Source organism: Lentzea flaviverrucosa (assembly GCF_003350445.1).
Classification (GTDB): Bacteria; Actinomycetota; Actinomycetes; order Mycobacteriales; family Pseudonocardiaceae; genus Lentzea; species Lentzea californiensis.
In genome coordinates, this window is the sequence record NZ_QQAU01000017.1 from 222,976 (window position 1) to 243,780 (window position 20,805).

The 20,805-nt window shown below is 63.2% G+C and carries 18 protein-coding genes and 2 pseudogenes; 12 read left to right on the forward strand and 8 right to left on the reverse strand.

The annotated features are described in order from the left end of the window. The 3 genes from DFR72_RS46040 to DFR72_RS38850 form a co-directional block, all read left to right on the forward strand. A partial coding sequence (locus DFR72_RS46040; RefSeq protein ID WP_170176606.1) for a hypothetical protein occupies positions 1-449 on the forward strand: 449 nt, incomplete at its 5' end. Positions 450-772: 323 nt separating this feature from the next. Continuing rightward, complete coding sequence (locus DFR72_RS45185) at positions 773-1,177, forward strand: hypothetical protein (protein WP_143086947.1); 405 nt, start codon at positions 773-775, stop codon at positions 1,175-1,177. 638 nt (positions 1,178-1,815) lie between these two features. After that, on the forward strand, positions 1,816-2,601 hold the full coding sequence (locus DFR72_RS38850; protein WP_170176607.1) for a helix-turn-helix transcriptional regulator: 786 nt from the start codon (positions 1,816-1,818) through the stop codon (positions 2,599-2,601). A gap of 424 nt (positions 2,602-3,025) precedes the next feature. Here the strand turns inward: DFR72_RS38850 and DFR72_RS38855 are convergent. Continuing rightward, positions 3,026-3,424 (reverse strand): annotated as a pseudogene (locus DFR72_RS38855) (lysozyme family protein); the annotation flags it as partial. Positions 3,425-3,920: 496 nt separating this feature from the next. Between DFR72_RS38855 and DFR72_RS38860 the strand changes: the two are divergent. Beyond that, a complete protein-coding gene (locus DFR72_RS38860) occupies positions 3,921-4,328 on the forward strand; it encodes a hypothetical protein (RefSeq protein ID WP_143086944.1) in 408 nt (135 codons plus the stop codon). Between the two features lie 204 nt (positions 4,329-4,532). On the opposite strand, the gene DFR72_RS38865 is transcribed toward DFR72_RS38860, so the two are convergent. Then, entirely contained in the window at positions 4,533-5,252 is a 720-nt protein-coding gene (locus tag DFR72_RS38865) for a helix-turn-helix domain-containing protein (protein ID WP_090071554.1), read from the reverse strand. A 364-nt stretch (positions 5,253-5,616) separates the two neighbouring features. Here DFR72_RS38865 and DFR72_RS38870 point away from each other — a divergent pair, with 364 nt between their 5' ends. Further along, entirely contained in the window at positions 5,617-6,828 is a 1,212-nt protein-coding gene (locus DFR72_RS38870; protein WP_090071552.1) for a S8 family peptidase, read from the forward strand. A 309-nt stretch (positions 6,829-7,137) separates the two neighbouring features. On the opposite strand, the gene DFR72_RS38875 is transcribed toward DFR72_RS38870, so the two are convergent. Further along, entirely contained in the window at positions 7,138-8,481 is a 1,344-nt protein-coding gene (locus DFR72_RS38875; RefSeq protein WP_090071550.1) for a phytase, read from the reverse strand. A 680-nt stretch (positions 8,482-9,161) separates the two neighbouring features. Between DFR72_RS38875 and DFR72_RS38880 the strand changes: the two genes are divergently transcribed. Beyond that, entirely contained in the window at positions 9,162-10,169 is a 1,008-nt protein-coding gene (locus DFR72_RS38880) for an SGNH/GDSL hydrolase family protein (protein WP_090071548.1), read from the forward strand. Between the two features lie 246 nt (positions 10,170-10,415). Here DFR72_RS38880 and DFR72_RS38885 read toward each other — a convergent pair whose 3' ends face one another. Continuing rightward, positions 10,416-12,215 (reverse strand): rhamnogalacturonan lyase, encoded by a 1,800-nt coding sequence (locus DFR72_RS38885; protein WP_090071546.1) that lies wholly within the window; start codon positions 12,213-12,215, stop codon positions 10,416-10,418. Here DFR72_RS38885 and DFR72_RS45190 point away from each other — a divergent pair. Both DFR72_RS45190 and DFR72_RS38895 read left to right on the forward strand, forming a co-directional pair. Next, positions 12,199-12,588, forward strand: coding sequence for a hypothetical protein (locus DFR72_RS45190; RefSeq protein ID WP_143086943.1), 390 nt, complete (start codon positions 12,199-12,201; stop codon positions 12,586-12,588). The genes DFR72_RS38885 and DFR72_RS45190 overlap by 17 nt on opposite strands. Before the next feature lie 1,681 nt (positions 12,589-14,269). Beyond that, on the forward strand, positions 14,270-14,476 hold the full coding sequence (locus DFR72_RS38895) for a hypothetical protein (RefSeq protein WP_090071542.1): 207 nt from the start codon (positions 14,270-14,272) through the stop codon (positions 14,474-14,476). A 952-nt stretch (positions 14,477-15,428) separates the two neighbouring features. Here the strand turns inward: DFR72_RS38895 and DFR72_RS38900 are convergent. Then, positions 15,429-15,612, reverse strand: a pseudogene (locus tag DFR72_RS38900) (hypothetical protein); the annotation flags it as partial. A 336-nt stretch (positions 15,613-15,948) separates the two neighbouring features. After that, positions 15,949-16,386 carry a hypothetical protein gene (locus DFR72_RS38905; RefSeq protein ID WP_143086942.1) on the reverse strand — a complete coding sequence of 146 codons (438 nt, stop codon included), beginning with the start codon at positions 16,384-16,386 and terminating at the stop codon, positions 15,949-15,951. 585 nt (positions 16,387-16,971) lie between these two features. Here DFR72_RS38905 and DFR72_RS38910 point away from each other — a divergent pair. The 3 genes from DFR72_RS38910 to DFR72_RS38920 all read left to right on the forward strand — a co-directional run bounded on the left by DFR72_RS38910 (position 16,972) and on the right by DFR72_RS38920 (position 18,914). Beyond that, on the forward strand, positions 16,972-17,364 hold the full coding sequence (locus tag DFR72_RS38910; RefSeq protein ID WP_090071538.1) for a DUF4383 domain-containing protein: 393 nt from the start codon (positions 16,972-16,974) through the stop codon (positions 17,362-17,364). Between the two features lie 396 nt (positions 17,365-17,760). Next, complete coding sequence (locus tag DFR72_RS38915; RefSeq protein WP_090071536.1) at positions 17,761-18,051, forward strand: WhiB family transcriptional regulator; 291 nt, start codon at positions 17,761-17,763, stop codon at positions 18,049-18,051. Beyond that, positions 18,048-18,914: a MerR family transcriptional regulator gene (locus DFR72_RS38920; RefSeq protein ID WP_090071534.1), complete on the forward strand. Its 867-nt coding sequence runs from the start codon at positions 18,048-18,050 to the stop codon at positions 18,912-18,914. The genes DFR72_RS38915 and DFR72_RS38920 overlap by 4 nt, the downstream gene beginning before the upstream one ends. 6 nt (positions 18,915-18,920) lie before the next feature. Here the strand turns inward: DFR72_RS38920 and DFR72_RS38925 are convergent, their stop codons facing one another. Both DFR72_RS38925 and DFR72_RS38930 read right to left on the reverse strand, forming a co-directional pair. Next, the gene (locus DFR72_RS38925; protein ID WP_143086940.1) at positions 18,921-19,235 is read right to left on the reverse strand and encodes a hypothetical protein; all 315 of its coding nucleotides are present in this window, start codon (positions 19,233-19,235) and stop codon (positions 18,921-18,923) included. Positions 19,236-19,329: 94 nt separating this feature from the next. Continuing rightward, entirely contained in the window at positions 19,330-19,923 is a 594-nt protein-coding gene (locus DFR72_RS38930) for a lipocalin family protein (RefSeq protein ID WP_090071530.1), read from the reverse strand. 368 nt (positions 19,924-20,291) lie between these two features. Between DFR72_RS38930 and DFR72_RS38935 the strand changes: the two genes are divergently transcribed. Beyond that, a complete protein-coding gene (locus DFR72_RS38935) occupies positions 20,292-20,603 on the forward strand; it encodes a DUF3099 domain-containing protein (protein ID WP_090071528.1) in 312 nt (103 codons plus the stop codon). Positions 20,604-20,805 lie beyond the last annotated feature (202 nt).

A 20,805-nucleotide genomic window follows, 5' to 3' on the forward strand; every position in this document is an offset into this window, starting at 1 on the left:
ACTGCTCCATCGCCAAAGTCACCCCGCACAAGGGCCGCGCCACCCTCGCACTCCCCAGCTGGGCCAAGGGCGTGATCGCCGCACTGGCATCCGCGGCGTCGTACGTGGTGGTGCTCCTCGGAATCGAGGCGGCAATCCTCGCCGCGTTCCCCGCCGGGGCATTCGCCGCCACGGCCGTCGCGGGATGCGTTGCGGGTGGTGTGCAGTCCTTCGTCTACCTCTACATCATGGGGGTGACCGACCAGGGCAAGCAGATCGCATCGGCGCTGGGCAACTGCCTGGCCGGCAGCGCACTGTCTCTCGGGCTCGGCCAGGTCAGAAACGTCGTGCTGAACTGGGTCCGTGCCAGGGGAGCGGCGGCCGTCCTAGCGGTCGCGCCGGGCGCGGAGGGCGCGGCCGTGCAGAACGCGATGAACCAGACGGCAGTCGCCGTGGCAGGCAGGGGCTAAGCGTCTCGAGCGTTGACGCCAACAGGATTGACCGCGCTGCGGGGTGAACCACCTGGTTCACCCCGCAGCGCGCGTTCGCCTACCTAAATTCTGCAATTCACACCTTCGAGCATGACAAATCGCGGATTTCTTCCACTTTTTCCTCAATCTTTCACCCACCCGTTCATCATCAGTTCAGCAGAAGAATCCAGAACCGAGCCTCGAATGCCGACAACATTGAACACCAAGGAGGCTCGACTGAAGTTCTCGATGACACGAGAGAGAGGCGATCTTGCATGGGCATCCGAAAGAGATCCCCCGCACACTCCGCGATTCTCCTACTCATGCTCACCACTGCCGCGATGAGCACAGCGGCCCCTCCGGCCTTCGCGGGCCCACGGCGACTCGGAGTGGTGGGGCTCGACGCCGTCGTGGTTCGCCTTTACGACACACCTGCAGCCTCCCAGGGAGGACAGGACGGTCACTGCTTCCGCGGCGTCGACAACCCGGCAGACTGGGCGTGCAACGCCGACGCGTCACGGGAGAACAAGCGGTTCTCCGCGACTGCACCGGACAGAGAACACACCTTCTACGTCTATACCGCGAAGAAGTACACAACGATCTCCCGGAGACCCTTCCGCAACGGTCAAGCACCTTACTGCATGCCGAACTGGTACAGGTTCGGCATGCAGTACCACAACGTCGAATGGGCTGGGACGAATCATTACTACTGTGGATTCTTCCAGTGACAACAGGTCAACCGGACAAGGATGCAAAGTGAAGAGAAAGTTCTTCGCCTGTCTCGCCCTACTTGTGTCCTCGCTGCTCCTCGGTTCGGGAACCGCGGCGGCAGGGGTGCAGAAGGTGGATAGTTGGATCGAATACCTGGACAGCAGGATGACCCGCTTCTACAACGACACTCAAAATGCCAGATCAGGGCATGACGGATTCTGCTACTGGGGCCGCGAGCACAGGGACGGTTACGCCTGTACGGTCGACACGAGCACCGACAGGCGACCTCTGGTCTTGGAGCACCCACCCTGCCCAAGTACGGACAACCCTCGGATCTGCTACAAAGTCCGGTTGGCAGGCGCGGATCCGAAGCGTTCCGGTTGGTACAGCAGGTGGGAACTGAGCGCGGATCCTTGGTACAAGGGACAGCTACCCTACTGCCAGCCCGAATGGGTCAGGTGGAACCTCGGGTACCACCAGACCCCGTGGACCGGCGTGAACAAGTACCGTTGCGGGTTCTGGAAGTTCCTCTACACCGGACCCGGTCCCCTCACTCCTTCCGAAGGTGGCTGAGGATCACTCCGCACCCCCTCGGGATGCGCTAGTTTTCTCCACTATGGACAGGCCAGACGAGGCAGATCATGAAGCCGAGGGCGTGGCCGCGCCTGAGCAAGCCCGACCGGGCCCCGTCACGGGGAGCACTGCACATTTCGAACTGCCCCAGCTGACCAAGGCCAGCACGGTGGTGGCCGAGTTGGCGGCGCTGTTCCAGCTGAACGGCAATCTCTCCGGTGAGGTGCAGACCGTTCATGGCTCACCGGAGGTTCGCAAGACGTTCGACGAACTGCGCCGCGCCACCACGACACAGATTCGCTCTTACCACTGTCCCCCGTTCCAGGCCCTGCTGCCCGAAAACGGTGAAGACGAGGTGGGCGCGGAACTGCTTCAACGCGGAGTGCGGATCGACATCCTGGCCGACACGGCACTGCTGGACGAGCCGAGCGGTGTCGCGCACTTGATGGGCGGCCTCGCCGCGGGCTGGCAGGTGCGGCTGCTCAACAACGTTCCGTTCAAGATGCTGATCTGCGACGACTCGGTCGCGATGATCTCGAAGGCGGACGATTCCGCCAGGGAACTGTGCCTCGTGGTCCGTCCCTGCCTGGTGCTGGACGCGGTCCTGAGCAGCTTCAAGACTCTGTGGTCGCTCGCGGCCCCGGTACTGCCGCGGACCTACGAGCAGGAACTGGACGACGACATCACCGACACGGACCGGCAAATGCTTCTGTTGCTGGCTTCCGGTGCCACCGACGAGGTCATCGCCCGCAGGCTCTTCCTGAGTGTGCGCACGGTACAACGCCGCGTGCAACTGCTGATCACGCGGCTCGGAGCAGCCACGCGTTTTCAGGCGGGTGTGAACGCCGCCAAGCGCGGCTGGCTCTGATCTCCGGCCGGCACCGAGCATCGCTGCGACTCCCCGGTGAGCCGCAAGGGTCAGTGGTCGGCACCGCAACCCATTCGTCTGGCTCGGCTTGATCAAGCTGTATTGCGCCGCTCGGCCAGCAGCGCGTCGGAGAAGTGCGGCAGCCCGGTGGTTCAGCGAAAGCGGCGAGCGCCGCACGACTTCTCCAGCCGTTGCCAGGCCGCGCAGATGTACCGATGTTGCTGTACCACCGAGAGGGCAACATCCTCGGCGCGGCCGTCCGTGCGGAGTGCAACCCGCGAATTTGTTCGCGGCTCCTCACGAACGTAGATGCACCAGAGCCGCTCCAGTCGGCGATTTTCGGGATCGGACGAGGCGGGCGGTCAGGCGAGAAATGAGCGCCTGACCACCACGACGACGAAGCTCGAGGACAAGACGAGCGGGCTCAGATAGGCCGGACGTCGACCCAGAACCTGATGTCGTTGCTCAGGTTCGCCGGGTTGCTGTTGATCTGCCTCTGGATCCAGTAGACGGCGGTCTTGTAGGTGTTGATGTCGCGGGTGTTCGGGTTGCCGATGCCGGTCTGGCCGTTGCGGTGGCCGCCGAACCAGGTGTTCATGCCGTAGGCCTTCTGACTCTGATGCAAGCAGGAGATGTCAGCCGACAGGTCGCTGTTGGGTGCTGATCCGTTGTTCCACTGCCAGGTGCTCTGGCCGCGGAGGCGGTCGCATTTGTTCCGCAGCATGTACCAGTTCTGCTTGAAAATGTCGAAGTTGGCGGCGTCGTCACGCTTGTTGTCGCCGTAGGCGTAGTTGGTGCTCATCCTGTCGGTCTCCAGCATGGCGACCGCGAGGTTTCAGCAACAGCCGGGCCGGCCGTCACCGCCAAGCCGGTCACGACGAGGATGACGAAGCCGACCAGTCCTGAAAATTTCGCATGCTCACGTGCCCCTTTATGGAAATCTATTTGGCGACGAATCTGGTTTACCACCCACACCCAGAGTCTCGACACAGGAAGGCCAAGTCAATATTCGCCATGAAGTTTCGGGAAACTTCCACAACGCGCTCAATTTTTGCGCGCCCACCACCCAAATCCATTCACCCAACAAGAGCATCAAAAACCTAATTCACTAGCCACAAATTCTCACTAGCTCGGGGCAACCTACAACATCACCGGTAGATACGCGGAGAAAACTCAGAATTAATCGAGATCAGAAAGCTCCCAGCGCACCCGTCTTGTAACGTACATCGGGCGTCCGATGCCCGACCGCACCACAGGCGGACCGGCCGACGCTGTTTCCTTCCAGAACTCCTAGGGGAATGATGTCGAAGATCTTTACATTGAGCAAATTCAGTCAACGCTTCACCGCTGCGGTAATGGTGGCCGTCGTCAGCCTGCTGGCCGCCCCGTTCGGCACACCATCGGCGGCCGCAGCGCTCAACGAGCGCCACTTCGTGCGAATCGACGGCGGAGGCTTCATCGTCGACCACAGCGTCGAAATCTGGAACCAGAACTCGGGAACCAGGGTGTGGCGCTCCGAGGGGCCAACCCTCAGCGGGTTCGAGCCGAAGTTCACCTACACCTACACCTACCGTGGCGGTCCCGAATACCTGCGCTTCCAGTACCGCATCAAGGGTGTCACTTCCGGAGGCACGGGAGATGTGCGACTCAACATCCGCTGTGACACGCAGATCAGCATTCCTGCCTTCCAGGGAAAGATCAACTTCCGGCAGTTCGACTGCAAGTGAACCGCCTGCTCCCCGGTGTCGACCGATAGAACCAGGTCACCACGAGCAACTGCTGGAGGCCGATCAACCCGACCCAGGTATGCCGTGCGGACATCCCGTTTCGACTTCCGCGAGCTGCGGGGTGTCCGCCAGTGTTCACTCGGTCGCAGAGCCTGCGGAGACGCTGCGCGCCCCTACGTCGACAGCGACCGAACGGAGCACCGGTCAGAACCATCCCCGCTTGGCAGCGTTGACACCGGCCTGAAAACGGGTGTCCGCTCCCATCTGCTTCATCAGCAGCTGAACCCTGCGCTGTACCGTGCGCTCGCTCAGTCCCAGCATCAAGCCGATGACCGCGTCGGTGTAACCCGCGGCGAGCAACGCGAGCAGGTGCCTGCCCTCCTCACCCACTGCGGCCCCGAGGTCATCGACCTCCTGCTGGTTGACGATAGGCGTGGACATGTCCCACACGGCTTCGAACAGGTCGCCGAAGAAGCCGATCATCAGCGGATTGGTCACGACCAGCGACCGCGGGTCTCCCGGCAGCCCGATCATCGCGCTCCGATCATCACTGATGATCATTTTGAACGGGACCCCGGCGACGAGCCGGTTCTGACATCCCTTGGCCGCCGAGTCGCGCAACACGAGCTTCAGCGCACCAGGAAGACCCAGTGCCGAGGTGTCGGTGATGACCCGGTAGTCCATCGTCACCAACCGGGCGGCATCGGCCAGGTTGAGCGGCTCGTCGGCTTCGATTTTCCTGGAGTACGGAGGTGCACTGAAAATCCGCAGCACTCTGGTGGCCGAGGAGTAGATCTCCCGATGCCGGCGAATGATGTACTCGCGATCGGTGAGCACCTCGCCCATGCCGTAGTCCGGACGCGACAACACGCCGGCCATCTCGCCCACCAGGCGCCTCAGCTCCGCCACGCGCGCCGCGGCCACATCATGACCCTGCTCGACCTCATCGCTGGGTGACACGTCCATTCAACGATGCTCCACTTCGGCACAACGCCCGCGCGGCACGACACTACGCCGACCCATCTGACCGGCGGGTGCTGTGCGCGACGGTCGGCAACATCGCACCAGAGTTCGCCTCAATTATTTCCGAAATCAGCGGAGAACACGCTTCGCCGACCGCTTTTTCACTCGTCAGTGTATTTTATTTGACGACATCTAATTCGAGCAGAACAGGCCCAGCCTGCAGACTCAGGCGAACATCGTTCCGGCTGCGGACCCGAACACGCACTCACGCATTTCAGATGCGGCGAGCCATCTCGGTGACACACAGACAGACGTAGGAGCACAAATGTTCAAGTCACGACACGTGCGGCTGCTCGCAGTGGCCGGAACGGCGGCCGCAGTCGCTGCGTCGCTCACGGTACAGGTGTCCGCGGCCCAGGCGGCGCCCCTGGGTGAGGTCCGGTCGGCCGATGCGACCGACAGGGTGGCCGGCAGTTTCATCGTCAAGCTGAAGGACAGCGCTGAGGCGATCTCGGCCACACGGGCGACGGCCAACGAGGTCGCCGCGCGGCACGGCGGAGCCGTCGACAAGGTATTCCTCAGCGCGCTGCGGGGCTTCACCGTGAAGAACCTGTCGGTCTCCAGGGCGAAGCGCCTTGCCGCAGACCCTGCCGTCGAGTACGTCGAGCAGGACCAGGCGGTGCGCGCCGAAGCCGTCCAGACCAGTCCGCCGTCGTGGGGGCTCGACCGGATCGACCAGGCCACCCTGCCTCTGAGCGGGTCCTACAACTACACCTCCACCGGTACGGGCGTCACCGCTTACGTGCTCGACACAGGGGTGCGGATCTCCCACACCACCTTCGGTGGCCGCGCCCGCAACGGGTACGACTTCATCGACAACGACCAGGTCGCACAGGACGGGAACGGCCACGGCACCCATGTGGCAGGCACCATCGCGGGCAGCCGGTACGGCGTGGCCAAGGCGGCCAAGATCGTCGCCGTGCGCGTGCTGAACAACGAGGGCGGCGGCACGGTCGCGGGCGTGGTCGCAGGCATCGACTGGGTGACCGCGAACGCGGTGAAGCCCGCCGTGGCCAACATGAGCCTGGGCGGCGGCGCCTCCACCGCGATCGACGACGCCGTTCGGCGCTCGATCGCCTCCGGCGTGACGTTCGCGGTGGCAGCGGGCAACGCCTCGTCCGACGCAGGCAACTACTCCCCCGCGCGCGTCACCCAGGCCATCACAGTCGGCTACACCGACCGCACGGACGCACGCGACTTCTACTCCAACTTCGGGTCCTCGCTGGACCTGTTCGCCCCCGGCACGGACATCACCTCGGCCTGGAGCACCAGCGACACAGCCACGAACACCATCAGCGGCACGTCCATGGCCACTCCGCACGTGGCCGGCGCCATCGCTCGTTACCTGCAGAACAACAAGACCGCGACACCCGCTCAGGTGTCCGCAGCGCTGATCACCGCATCCACCAAGGGCAAGGTGGTCGACGCCGGCGCCGGATCCCCGAACCGCCTCCTGTTCATCGCACCCCGCAGCTGACAACGAGTCACGCCTCACCTGGGTCGGCGTGCGCGGGAACGGACTCTTCCCGCGCACATCGACTTCGACGTCGAGAACTCGTCATTCGCAATAAGAGCAATCGGCCGCAGCCTGATAATTCTCGAAGGGCTAGGGAATCCGGCATACGCAGGTCGCCCGGTAGAGGTACGAGCTGCTCCAGCGGTTCACCGATCAACGACAACCCCGACGGCATCGACGCGCTGAAGGCGGGTGGACGACGGTCTGCCGGAGTTTGCCGACGATGCTCGGGGTGCGGCTCTCATCGCCGCACCCCGAGCGTCATGGCTCTCAGTCTCCCCTGGGGTCATGCCCCTCGGTGTCGATCGCGAGCGCGGGACTGAACGACCTGGCGACGTTCTCCCAGGGGACGAACTTGAAGTTCGTGTTCTCCCGGACCTCACCTCCGACCGTCACGTCAGGGGTGTTGTTTCCGTCCTGGACGAGCAGGAGTCCCTTCTTGAACGAGCCGACGCGCGAATTGGTGACGAAGAGGCTGTCGGTGTTCTGAGTGGAGTCGATGCCGTGCTTGCCGTCGCCGATGCGGAACGATCCGATGAGCCTGTTCGTGCCCTCACGGTCGTACACGGCATAGGTGCTGTCACCCTGGCTCGACGCGATCAGATAGCCCCGGCCACCCGATCGCTGGTAGATGGTCAAGCCCTCCGCATCGGCAGACAGGTTCTTCCCACCGAAGCCGGGGTCGGTTCCCGCGACGCACTCGTCGGTTTCGGCGTCGTAGGTGGCCGGAACGCCGAACTCGCGAACCTTGTCGATCAACTTCGGCTGGAACGGGCTGAGGTCCGCGTCCATGCGCCAGATGCCGACGCCCTCCTGCGACACGTAGACCACACCACGGTCGGTGTCGACGACCATGCCTTCGGACTGGGGCTGCCTGCCCGGTTCGTCACACGGCGTCCAGGACGCGCCATTGGGCAGGGTGAAGGTCGCAGGGAGGGCGACCTTGCGCACCGGTTCGTAGCCGACGGTGCCGTTCTTGCGCGGCAGCAGGCGGAACAGGCCGATCTCCGTGCGGTGTTCACGGGTCACCAGCACGTAAACGACGCCCTTCGCGTCCTTCCACGCTGCCACCCCGTAGGCGGTGTTCTGTTCGTTGACCTCGGCCTGGTTCTTGGAGAACAAGAAGGGCGCCGAAGGGTCGGTGATCTCGGTGAGCGGGTTCTTGCGCTCCTCGGCCTTGTCCGGGTCGATCGCGTAGATGTGCAGCTTGTCCAGACCGCGGTCGGTGGCCACGGCGATGTCGAGGTCATCGCCGGCCACCTCGTAGTCGTAAAGAACGTCGAGGTTGTTGATCCGGCCCGTTGCGTCGCCGGGACCAGGCGCTGCGGGGGCGTCCAGGTGCTGGATCACTCGACCCTTGAGGTCGAAGACCGAGAGACCGTTCTCCTTCTCGGTGCCGAGGACCAGGCTGTCGTCCGAGTCGTCTGGATGCAGCCACACTTCCGGGTCGTCGGAATCGGCGTTGCCGCCCGCGTCGTCGTTGAACACCGAAGGCGTTTCGACGGTGGCAACAGCGGTCGACGGCGCTGTGTGCCCGTTGGCCGCCGGAGTCTGCACTGACAGGACCAAGGCGATTGGAGCGACCAGGCCGACAGCACGCGAAAGCTTTCTCATGCGAAACCTTCTCCAGGGAAACGAATAAAACGCAACTTCTTTGACGATCGCGGCGTATGCTGCGCCATCCCTTCAAAGGATGTCAAGAACACTCAGAGATCCAAGGAAAGCATCTCATAAATTTCCGAAGTTGCACGAGACTCAAGTTCGATGAAAATCGGATCCCTCGCGAACTGATTCCCTAAAAGACTTCGTACAACAGGTGAACAGTTGAGAAAATTCCAATGACAGAAGGATTGATCTACGCGGATCCCGCGGCATCGTTGTCGGACAGCTCGAACCGGACGCCTCCTCAAGCGGTAGGTCGTCTCCGGCGATGCGGGTTCGAACCCGTGGACGAGGTCCCTACGGGCATCCCGTTGACAACGCCGCCGCGTGTGGCGCTCGACGATCCAGCAGGCGAAGCACACGGAGCGGTCGCAAGAGACTGGACCCAAGAGGACTGGCGTCACGTTCCGCCCTGCCGACAGCCGTTGCTGAGGCTTCTCAGGCAGGAGAGCACCCCTCCGGTCGGCACTTAGAGCGCCTCCGAAACTGTTCGAAAATCCTCCGAACGGTTCACAGCCCCTTCCAAGAAGTTTCCAAGCCAATCAGAATTCCCACAATGATCGGATCGGAGAATGTCAACAACCTCGCCAATCGATCAGAGGCTCGAACCACACCAAAGTGAAAGGATTCTGATGAAGGTCATCCTCGCTGTGACGATGTCGCTGGGCGCCCTGCTCCCCGCTCCGGCCGCGTCTGCCGACACCGTTGTCACACCTGCGAATCCCAGCATCAAGTACTTCGGCCGGTGGAACACGGCCTCCCCGGCGGCATACGTGTCGGAATGGGCTGGCGCCTACCTCGTCACTGGTTTCACCGGGCGAACCGTCAAACTGCGTCAGCGCGACCCCATCGACTTCTTCGTCAGCATCGACGGCGGTCCTGACGTGGCTTACGTCAACAGACGTGGCACGGTGGATGTCACACCGCAAGGCCTTCGAGCCGGCAACCACACACTGCGCGTGTCCTACCGTCCCGTCGCGGGGGCCTACCGAGGAGACGCGGTTTTCGGCGGACTCGTCCTCGGAACCAGAGAACGCGCGTTCGCTCCCGCCGTGCCGTCGAGAATCATCGAGTTCATCGGTGACTCGATCACGGTCGGACAGCGCTCCTCGAAGCAGGCGCTCACCGCTTATGGGTGGTTGACGGGCGAGAAGCTCAAGATGGGACACACTCAGATCGCGGTGGGCGGGGCGTGTCTGCACCCGGCCGCGGACGGCTGTCTGAGCATGCGTGAAGGCTTTCTCCGCACAGGTCTTCCCACCACCTCGCCTCCGTGGTCGTTCTCGCGCTACCGGGCGCACGCGGTGGTGATCAACCTGGGCACCAACGACGTCGGGCACCGGGTGTCGCGCCAGGAGTTCCAGACCTCCTACGTGACCTTGATGCGCCGCGTGCGAGAGAAGTACCCGGACGCGGTGATCTTCGCCCTGCAGACCTTCCGCGGACGATATGTGACGGAGACCCAGGCAGCTGTCAACGAACTGGCGGGTGCCGGAGACCGCAACGTCGTCTTCGTCGGCACCGAGGGATGGATCGACGCTGCCACGGACACGGTGGACGGCGTGCACCCCAACGACGTCGGCCACAGGAAGATCGCCGACCGGCTCGCGCCCGTCATCGCGGCCAGGGTGAGTGGCTGAGGTGAGATCCGCAGCCGCGCATTCAGAGCGCGCTTGCCCGAATTACGGGTGTTGCTGACGATTCGGGCCCGACTCGCTCGGTCTGAGATCGCGTGTGAGCCCAGAGGCGATCCGCTGAGCGGCAAGGCTCCGATCGGCCAAGCCGCCCAGCTCTCGCCGCGGAACCAGTGAACGCGGCAGTGGCACTCACCCAAGGATTGCGGGAGATCGTCAGCTCATGCGGTGATTCCCAGGTCCTCGTGCACGTCACGGACGAGCAAAACTCGGGTGAGGTGGCTGGTTGTAGGCGCTGTTCTGCCACGCGATCGCGACGCGGTACTGCCTGTCCTCCATCAAGGACAGCCGACGAATCTTGGTCGGCTCGGTTGTGGAGTAGATGCGCAGCGCGGTGTTGTCGGCGGTGCGCCACATGACTTCTTCACGCCAGTCTCCCAGGATGTCCGCGGACAACGCCGGAGTCGCCTTGGTGCCGTTGGCCGACTGCACGCCCTGACCGGTGAGCAAACGGACCTCTCCTGATGGGCTGTACTTGTCGATCGTGGTGCCGTTCAACAGCTCACGCTCCGCATCACCGTCCCACCACACCACGAAATTGGCAGATCCCGGCTTCCGGCCGGACACCACCTCGCCTGTGGTTGCGCTGCGCAGTCCGCCGACTGCGGCGGACCACACTTCAGCTCCAGGACTCCCGGCCCAGATGTCCGCCGCCACCGCTCGGCCGTTGTCACAACCGCAGGACGGTGAGCTGCGGACGATCTCTCCCGTACGAGCGTCTCCCACCCAGTCCGCAGGGTCGGTTCCGCGTTCGGAAGGCTTGAACACCTCGAGTCCAGGCCTGGAGGGGATGAAGTCACCGACATGGTAGGCATCTCCGTGGTGGGTGTTGTTGTGCCACAAACCTCTTCCGTTGTCGTCGATCGCCATCGACCCATAAAGGATCTCGTCGCGTCCGTCAGCGTCCACATCGGCTACGGAAAGCTGATGGTTGCCCTTCCCCATCCAGTCCGCGGGCCGCTGCTGCGCGGCGGAGTCGAAGATCCAGCGCCTGACGAGGGCACCGCCGCGGAAGTCCCAGGCAGCGATCGCGGTGCGTTCGTAGTATCCGCGCGCCATGATGATGCTCGGCCTCACACCGTCCAGGTAGGCGGTACCCGCGACGAAGCGGTCGACCCGGTTGCCGTAGTCATCCCCCCAACTGGCCACCGAACCACGCGCGGGAGCGAAGTCCGCGGTGGCGAGCACCGCGCCGTCTGTTCCACGGAAGACCGACAGGTACTCGGGTCCAGTGAGGACGTAACCGCGCGAGGTGCGGTGGTCCGCCTTGGCGTTGCCGATCACCTGACCGGTGCCTGAACGCGTGCCGTCCCCTGTCTTCACCGCGACTTCGGCCTTGCCGTCACCGTCGAAGTCGAAAACCTGGAACTGCGTGTAGTGGGCTCCCGCACGGATGTTGCGTCCGAGGTCGATGCGCCACAGCCTGGTGCCGTCGAGACGATAGGCATCCAGCAGGACGTTGCCGGTATAGCCCGCCTGCGCGTTGTCCTTGGCATTGCTCGGATCCCACTTGAGCACGATGTCGGTGACACCGTCGCCGTCGAGATCACCTGTGGAGGCATCGCCGGCCGCATAAGTGAAGGACTCCCCCTCACGGGTGGTCCCTCCCTCGGGGCGCTGAAGCGGTACGTCAAGGCTGACCGCACGAGTGCGCACACCGGCCCCGAGCGTCGTCGCGTCTCCGACCAGACGAACCTCGTAGACCGCGTCCACCGGTGCGCCGAGATCGAGATAGCTGGTCGCCTCCACGACGGGATCGGCGTTGACCTTCACTCCGTCGCGGTAGACGTTGAACGCCGCCGCGGCACCATCCGTTCTCAGCAGACGCCAGGACACGAAGTTGCCCGGTTGCCGCAGCGACTTGATGCTCACCAGAGCGCGGTTCTCCTTCACCGCCGCGACACGCGGCTGAGCCGGTGGCGCTTCTGCGAAGGACGTCCCGACCGAAAAACTCGATGCAGATAACACGGAAACGATGGCCAGATATTTCATCGAACGAGACAACAAACTTATCCTCTCAACGATTTGCAGATCGACGAAAAATACCGCACCTCACATGCTTGCACACTCCGAAATCTGGCAAACAAACTCGAAAAAGCAAGAAAAGCGCTTTGCCGGAAACCTCAAATCGGAAAGCAGCAACCAGGCTGACACCGCCCAATTTCCAACAACACCTCCTCGCCTCTCAAAAAAATCTGGAATAGATCCGAAAAAGAGGGACCTCCGCGCAGCAGAGGACCTCGATCCCCTGTCACGGGATCAATCGCAGTTCGGCAACAAGTTCCGAAACCAGGCTGTCAAGAAAACAGCCTCGGTGATCGCGCACTCGACTCCAACACCGGCGCAACCTTCGCCGATGCCTTAGGTGTCGTCACACGGTTCCTAAACCGAGATCACGCCGTAAGCGGCGTACTCGCAGTAGACGCGCACATGCGCCGCAACCCCACCATCCCATCGGTGCACCGGACGATGTCGTGCGCGTCCTGGACGATGGCGGACAGCGCCATCGGCTGATGCTGTTGTGGTCGCGCGAGCTCTATCGGCGCACTGCGATAGCAGCCAGCACGGTAACAACCAGGGTGCCGGGCGTTGACTTGAGCAAGGGCTCTAGACCCCTGCGTCCACACACTTGCGATCACGCCGAGAAAGCTAGATGTTTCATCAAATTTCTGATTTCCTAATTAATCTTGGCCGGTAAAATAAATCTTCACCCCCAACCCAAGCGCAATCGCGCTTAGTTCAAGGAGACGAAGAATGAACCTTCTTGCCAGGCAATGCGCTGCAATAGCGCTGACTGGAGCGGCGACGCTTGGATTTACCGGCACGGCACTCGCCGCAGGAACACTCCCCCCAGGAGCCTACACATACGGCACTTTCGAAGCGTCGAATACTTCCGATGCACTACACGGCGCCATTCGCGTAGCCGCAGACAAGTGCACTCGCCCGAAGGTCGACTTGGTCTCCGACGATATTCACCAGCTCGGACCCCGTAGTTTTATTGCAATTGTCACATTGATTTGCAGGTAGTTTCCATCATTTTGGGTCAACAAAGAAGCATTGACCCGCGCATGTGGCCAGCCGCACCTGGAGAACACGTCAATGACGGTGTGACTTGACCATTGAGTGATGCCTTCAGATGTGGTGGTGATTGCGAAGTCAGTCACCACCACATCCGGAGTTCGGCGCAGATCTCTTCTGGGCTGGACATGAGGTGTCCTCCATTGTGGGGCCGTACTTCAGGCGGGGGACAGCAACGAGAATTCCAGCCGCCCATGCCCACGCCGACCCGACGCGTTGCCAACACCTTGCAGGGTCCTCAGCGACTCCTTGCCGCGAACAGCGTCATACACCTGCTTGTCCGCGCTGACGTCGATGACCTCGAGTTCGCGCTGATCAGCCTCACGTGTGATGCCGGCGTCACGCGGGATTGGCTGGCGCCTGCGTTAGACGAGTAAGTCCTGAGCCGGGGTGCCGGAGATAGACAAAGGGTGTTCAAGATCAGTTTGTGAGGACCGACCTGAACATCCTTCCAACGGCACTGGAACGACCCATGGATCTTGACGACTGACACTCTTCCGCCAGTAAGGCTACGGTCGGACGTCGCTGGTCCGCCTCAGGCCGTTCTGCTGTCCGTCACCGTGCTGACGCCCTTACGCACATGGGGTCCAGACGCCTCACTGCAGGTCGGCACGGCACGATGACGGCGGTGGTGGTCCAGCCGCGCCGGGCTCATGTCCGCACACCTCGTGGACCTGTGAGTCCTCGTGCCAGACCTCTCTCGTGTCGCTCAGGCAGGTTGTTGATCGTTGCTCGACCCGCCCGCATGACGCACACCTCGCAACCATCGAGCCGTCGAGCTCTGCCGCGCAGACCGGGACCGCGCGGGTCGCCAGGGTCTCTGAACAGCAGAGATTTCCCATCGAGAGGACAGGCAGTTCAAAGTGTCCTGGGGGATCGACTGGGCCGAACCCCATCACGACGTCGCTCTGGCCGACGCCGAGGGTGAGCTGGTGGCCGAGTAGCGGACCACGGGGTTCGTCGACGGGTTGGCCGAGCTGACCGCCGTGCTCGCCAAGGCCGGTAACAGCGGGCGAGCCGCCGATCTCGGTTGCGATGGAGACTCCGCGCGGGCTGCTGGTCGCGGCTTCACGCGCCACCGGCAGGCGATCTACCCGATCAAACCGCAGCAGATCTCCGCTCTCCGCACCCAACAATCGGTTTCGCACAGGAAGTTCGACTACGCCGCTACCTAGCCGCTGGACAACATCCTGCGCACCGACGCCCGCGAGCGCAGGACCTAGAAGGCGGACACCGCGCTGGCTCGGTCAATCGCGGTGCTCGCCCGCTCAGCGCAGGATGCGATCTGACGGCGCACCAGGCCAGCAACGAACTGCGGTCGCTGGTGCGCGAGTACTACCCCGACTTCCTCGAAGCATCCGCCGGCGGCAACACCACGGGCCTGGTCACCCCGCCGCTCGCGGCCCTGAAGATCGCACCGACACGAGCAGCGGCGAGGCCAACGAAGACACGCATCTCAACAGCGTTGCGGCGGGCTGGTCGCCAGCGTGACATTGACCAGAGAGCCGTTGAGCTGCAACATGTCCCCGCCAGCCACGCTTGCGGCACGCCCCCGTTGGTCGAGGAGGCGATGGGCGCTGCGTCTGCTGGCCACATTGGACGTTGAAATGCGGCAGCCTCGAGCAGCTCGGCCAGGCCACCGCCGAGGCGTTCCGCCAGCTCGGGCGGCCTCGCCTGCAGACCGCCGCCTACAAAATAGTCCGATTTTTCAGTAACTTTCTGATGGCCCTCGATCGACCTTGGTCGATATTGTTCAAGCTTACATTTGCGAACTGGTAGCTCATTCTTGAGGGAAGTAAATATGAACAATTCCATTAAGGTCGGCGTATTTTTCGCGGCGCTCCTCGGAGCGATGACATTCGGGCTTGCGGGCACTGCGCTCGCCGCAGGCACGACCCCTCCCGGCTCATACGTGTTTGGCACTTTCGAAGCGTCGTCGTCGAGCGAGGCGTACGCGGGCGCCTATCAGAAAGCTTCGGAAAAGTGCATCAATCCGAGGCCAGGTATCGTTTCCTCCCATGTTTCTCAACTCGACCGTCGCCGCTTCGTCGCTATCATGACAGTACGGTGTTGGTAGTTTCTCGGCCATCGATGGAATTTTCAATTTCGCCTTGATCCCGTAGTCGGTCAGAAACATCGGTTGCCGACTGCAGGCCGACGAGGCAGAGGCGGGAGCTTGCGCAGGATGCGCCAAGTCTTGAGCTGAGCGTTGGCGTGTTCGCCGGGGCGCGCAGGCGGGCATGAGGGCGATTGCGGTGCTCTGCGACTCGGGCTTGTCACGACCTATGCACGGGATGATCACGTGTCGGTCGTTTCGCCCTCTCAGCGCGTTTCGCAGTTCGATGAAACGCTGAGCCAGCAGATCGACGGTTTCGTTGACGTAGCTCCAGCTCGTCATGGTCGAGCGCGAATCCGGCGATGTCGAGGCGTGGATACGCCGATGCTCGACAACCTGGTTCTCCGCAAAGAGCGATGGCCGCCAATGCGTCCTGCCCAGACAGAAAAGGCTCAGTGTCTCGCATCGATGACCTGGATCCGCACTACTGACCGGCTTGCCCATGACTGCAATGTGGCGAGCACCGTCATCGGCGCGTTGAACCGGCCGAGGTGGCGATGTGCGGCGCCGCCTCGGCCCGGTCCTGCATTGTCAGCCAGCAATGATGGCGTAGTTTTCGCCACCAAAGTGACGCATCTGGACAGTGTCGGTCAGCCCGTTCGTCGTAAAAGAGACACTCCTCGAGGTACGGTATCCCGTAGTCGTCGTTGCAGTCGCCCGGAGCTGCATGCCGGAGGAAAATAGCTGCCAATTATTCAGCCGGACGCCTGGGTTAACCCGCGACACCAAGGCGACACCCTTACCATCCTTAGTCCAGGCAATCTCGAACAGGACTACCTGAGATGTGCCGTTGTAGAGGTTGATCCAGGTGTCGGCCTGCGCCTTCGCCTGTGCTTCGTGCGAGGCCGGGGCCACCATCAGCGCGAACGCAGCAGCCACGATCACCAGTCCCGTGATCTTGAAACGGCCCAAACGGCCACCGAGATTATGTAGCGCAGAGAAAGTTGACACGAATCTGAGTCCTTCCATCCATCAATATTCGAACACGTGCTGCGCGGACTGCGCTTCCGAAGCGACAGCCGCCATCGACCAGGACATTACGGCATTCCAACGGTCACCAAAGACGATCTAGCGATTTTATTAGAATCTTCCTGAATTGATGAAAACCGCCCTGGAGTGGGGCATTTTTCGTGTACGTGAATGTACCGTTTGCAATACAACGGCATGAGGTGGTTGAACCAACCGCTGCGGCTGCACTGTTGGACAGGTGCGTAAAGTACTCACTCGCACTCAGCATCGTGATGGGCTGACTACGACCCGCTCATCAAGCTCTTGACAGATCTGCTCGATGAGCTGCTGACCAGCTCGGGCATGCACGATCTCCGCGTGAGCCTGCGCTCGATGTTGTCGTGTTCGTGCGACTGTGCGAAAAGTAATTACATGTCTGCTTCCTGCGCGGCGGTGTATCGGCCGAGGCGTTAGCGGCGCGAGTGCACAGGTCGGCCAGCTCGGCCCGCGCGACCTACCGGCTTCGGCCCTGTGCGGCTGGCACCGCCGCTACACCGCCGGCGACATCCATGCGTTGCGACGCATGAAGAACTCATCGACCACGGCATGTCCGCACAATCCGCGGCACAGCGGAACTGCGTGCCGCCCTGGCCACTGCCGACGAAAAGCCGTGTCGCAAATGGACACCGGCTCGGAGTGTTCGCTGCGTCCGTGCCGCACAACCTCGTACACCTCGCGATCGGTGTGGCAGGCCTGCTGATGGCCGGCACCGCTCGCAAGACCACGATCCACCTGATCGGTGGCGGCATGATCTACCTCGCGCTCTGGCTCTTCGGAATCGCCATCGACCACAACAGCACGGCGAACTTCGTGCCGCTCAACACCGCTGGCAACCGAGTGTCACGTAGAGCCGGACTCACTGTTGTCGGCATCGATGGAGGCAGCGGCAAGGCTTTCGCTGGTGCTACACATCGCGTCGTCAGCGCAGCGAGGGCCTGACGGCTGCGTTGGTGGCGCAGGCAGGTGAGGTCGGAGCCGTTTTCGTTGCCGAAGACCGTCCTAGATCGGAAGTACCGGTGCAGGCGAGCAGAACGCTGGCAGTGCACAAGAGCAGGAATGAAACGCGCATCGCCTTCTGATCGAACATGGCTCGAGCGGTCACTCCGAAGCTGACGACGAGGACGAGCTCAGCGGTGTTCACGCCCATGTCCATGCCCTACGGCGACGGGTTACCGCTGCACCGCGGAGCGCAGCAGGAGTCGCGGAGGCACCTGGAGCCGGCCGGTCGCCGCGGCGTTGTTCCTACCCGCACTCGCCGGTCACCCTGAGTTGCGTCGATTCTGAGTCGATTCTACGATGATCGTGTTCAGACGAAATCGATGAAGGTCGTGCGCCATGCCGGAGCTCTCTCGTTTGCCTCGACCTGTCACGGAGTCGTGGGACTGGCAACTGTCCGGCTTGTGCCGCGGCATGGACAGCACCTACTTCTTCCACAAACCCAATGAGCGCGGGGCCGCGCGGGAGCAGCGGGAGGCAGCCGCGAAGGCGGTCTGCCAACGGTGTCCCGTGATGCAGAAGTGTCGTGAGCACGCGCTCGAGGTCCAGGAGACCTTCGGCATCTGGGGTGGACTGGGGGAAAGCGAACTGCGCGCGATACTGACCCAGCAGGCTCGCCGCAGGCCGTGACCTACACGCCTCGCGCAGTGGCGGCGATGCTGGGTATAGCTCCGACGACGCTGCGAACATGGGACCAGCGTTACGGCTTGGGTCCTTCCCTGCGCAGCGAAGGCGGCCACCGGCGCTACGAGGACTCCGACGTGGAACTCCTCCGCCGGATGGTCGCGTTGACCGCGCAAGGCGTCGCTCCTGCCGCCGCTGCCGAACTCGCCCGCCGACCGCGTGCACACCGATTACCACGACCGGTCTCGCCCCTCACCGACGACATGGCACGGGACGCCCGTCGCGGATTCCTCGCGTCCGCCAAGCGACTCGACGAGCCGATGATGCTCGACCTGGCCGGCAAGCTGGTCACCGAACACGGTGTTGTGGCCGCGTGGAACTCTGTGTTCCTCCCCTGCCTGGGAGACATCGGCGAAATGATCGCCCGGATCGGCAGCGGGGTGGAGGTCGAGCACGTGGCGAGCGCGGCCGTGTTGCAGGCTCTGCGCACCGTGCCGCGGTCGAGCAGGATGGGTGTGCTGGCGGCTCTCCTCTCCACCGCACCGGAGGAGCAGCACGTGCTGCCGTTGGAGGCACTGGGCGCCTCATTGTCCGAACAGGACTGCCTGTGGCGCAGCCTCGGGGCACGAGTGCCGTCTCGAGCGTTGTGCGACGCCGTGGTGCTGCTGCGGCCCGCCGTGACCCTCGTCTGGGCACACCGGGCCGATCTGGCGGCCGGCGTGCCGCTGGAGGAACTGAACGCGCGGTCTGACACGCTGCTCGCGGTCGCGGGTCCAGGTTGGGCGGGCCTCTCACTCCCGGACTTCGTGCGACGACCGGCGACGCTCACCGCCGCGATCGAACTTGTGCTCGCTCACAGCGACGTCTGACCCATCTCAGCCGCGTCGCGCCTGGGACGCCACACTGCCGGTCACTTTGTTCGTGATCCAGGCGATCGCGTCAGCCGAAGTCAGCGGCCGACGCGATCGGAGCAGGAGTTCCGGGGCGTCACGCCACACGTCCGTCCACGCGTCGAGCGCGGCCTGCTCCGCTGCCGCCTCGCGATCGACCTGACAGCTCTCGGTCTGCACACTGATCACAACCAGGCCGTAGAACGGGACCGACAACAGGTCGTAGACACGACCGAACGCGGTCCGGTCGCCTTGGGCAACGGCGGTCATCAATTCACCCAAGCACGATCGCTCGATCACGGAAGCGCATCCTGGCCTTCGTGCCGACGGCGAGGCTCCGCGAGTGGCGGAACCTCCCCATCATGCGCTCTGCACGGGTGGGACGGAGATCTCATCACCCGGCAGGACACAACGAAACCGACTCCGGAACCCCGCCGTCCTGCACCGTGAGCTTGAAGTCGCAGAGGTCGTAACCGTTGCGCAGCAACGCGGTGGCCATACCGGCGATGTCCTTCTTGGACGGAGTGGCGGTACGAGCCAGCACAAATCCCGACTTGCGGTCCGGGGCACCCACCACGGCCCAGCGGTAGTCGCGGTCGAGGCCGATCACCCAGTAGGTCCCAGGCCGGTCGAAGTTCCACCCGTCCGCCGTCCTGACGAACGACACCTGCAGCTTCGACGTCGAGCCGGCAGTCTCCTGACGGGCCCTGCCCTCCAGCGACGTGACCCCGCCGTCTTCACGGGTGCACGAGTTGATCACCTTCACCTGTCCCTCAGGCAACAGGGTGTAGACCGCGTTGTCGTTGCGGGCGCACTGCGCCTGGAACGGCTGAGGAATCGCCGCCACCTGCACCCAACGGCCCTGATAGCGCTCGAGGTCCACCGAGCGCACCGGACGCACCTCGGCACCGGACGTCTGCGCCGACGCCGGCGCGGGGATCGAACAGAGCCCGAGCACGATGGCTGCCGCTACCGCGGTGAAGCGCATGAGATCACCTTCCGACGTCTTCGGTCACTGCCCACAACGCTATGGCCGCCACGAACCGTCTGCATGACGGCGGAAGGTTGAACCGACTGTCATGCAGAACCGACCGCACGGTGGTCAAATGCCGCCATTGACATGCGCGATCCGCAGGCAGCGACGGCAACCGTCAGCGAGAACGCAAAGCGCTCCAGCCGACGGCCGACTGACGCAGCGCGTCGGACTCGCTGCAGTTCTGCGCTTCCTGCACGCCGACGCTGGTGAGCGCACCAGCCTCGCCCCACGCCTGAGCCGAGTACTCCCCGATGTGACGCAGCAGCCACGAACCGGGCCGGAAACAGAAACGAACCTGAGGTGGGAATGGAGGTTCAACTGTGAGCTCACACCGTGGCGAACATCCCGTGTTGATCACCTCGGCCGCACCGTCCCACCAGGACCAGCTCGCTGCCAGACGACGCCGGTATGCCCTGATCATGAGCATGCGCATTCCGTGCATCGTGCTGGCCGTGCTGTTCGCGAAGTTCTGGTGGCTGGCGCTGGGGTTGATCCTGCTGTCCGTCCCGTTGCCGTGGATGGCTGTTCTCATCGCCAACGACAGGCCGCCGCGCAGGTCCGAGACCCCTCGGCGGCTGTCGCCGTCCCGGCGTGTGCTCACGTCGGCTGCTGAGAAGCGTGGCTCCCGTTGAGCAAGGACTCTCAGCGACGGCAGCCTGAACGCAGTTCATCGTTGAGCGATCGTTGCTGTACGTGCTTATCGTGAAGCGAGGAACGATTGGTCAGTTGCCTGCAGCGTCTTCATCGAGGCTGTGGGTCCGGCGTTCTGGGAGCGGAAGTCATGAGTGCCATCACCACGCCGACGAAGCCGGCCAACGCCGCCGCGCGCGTCGC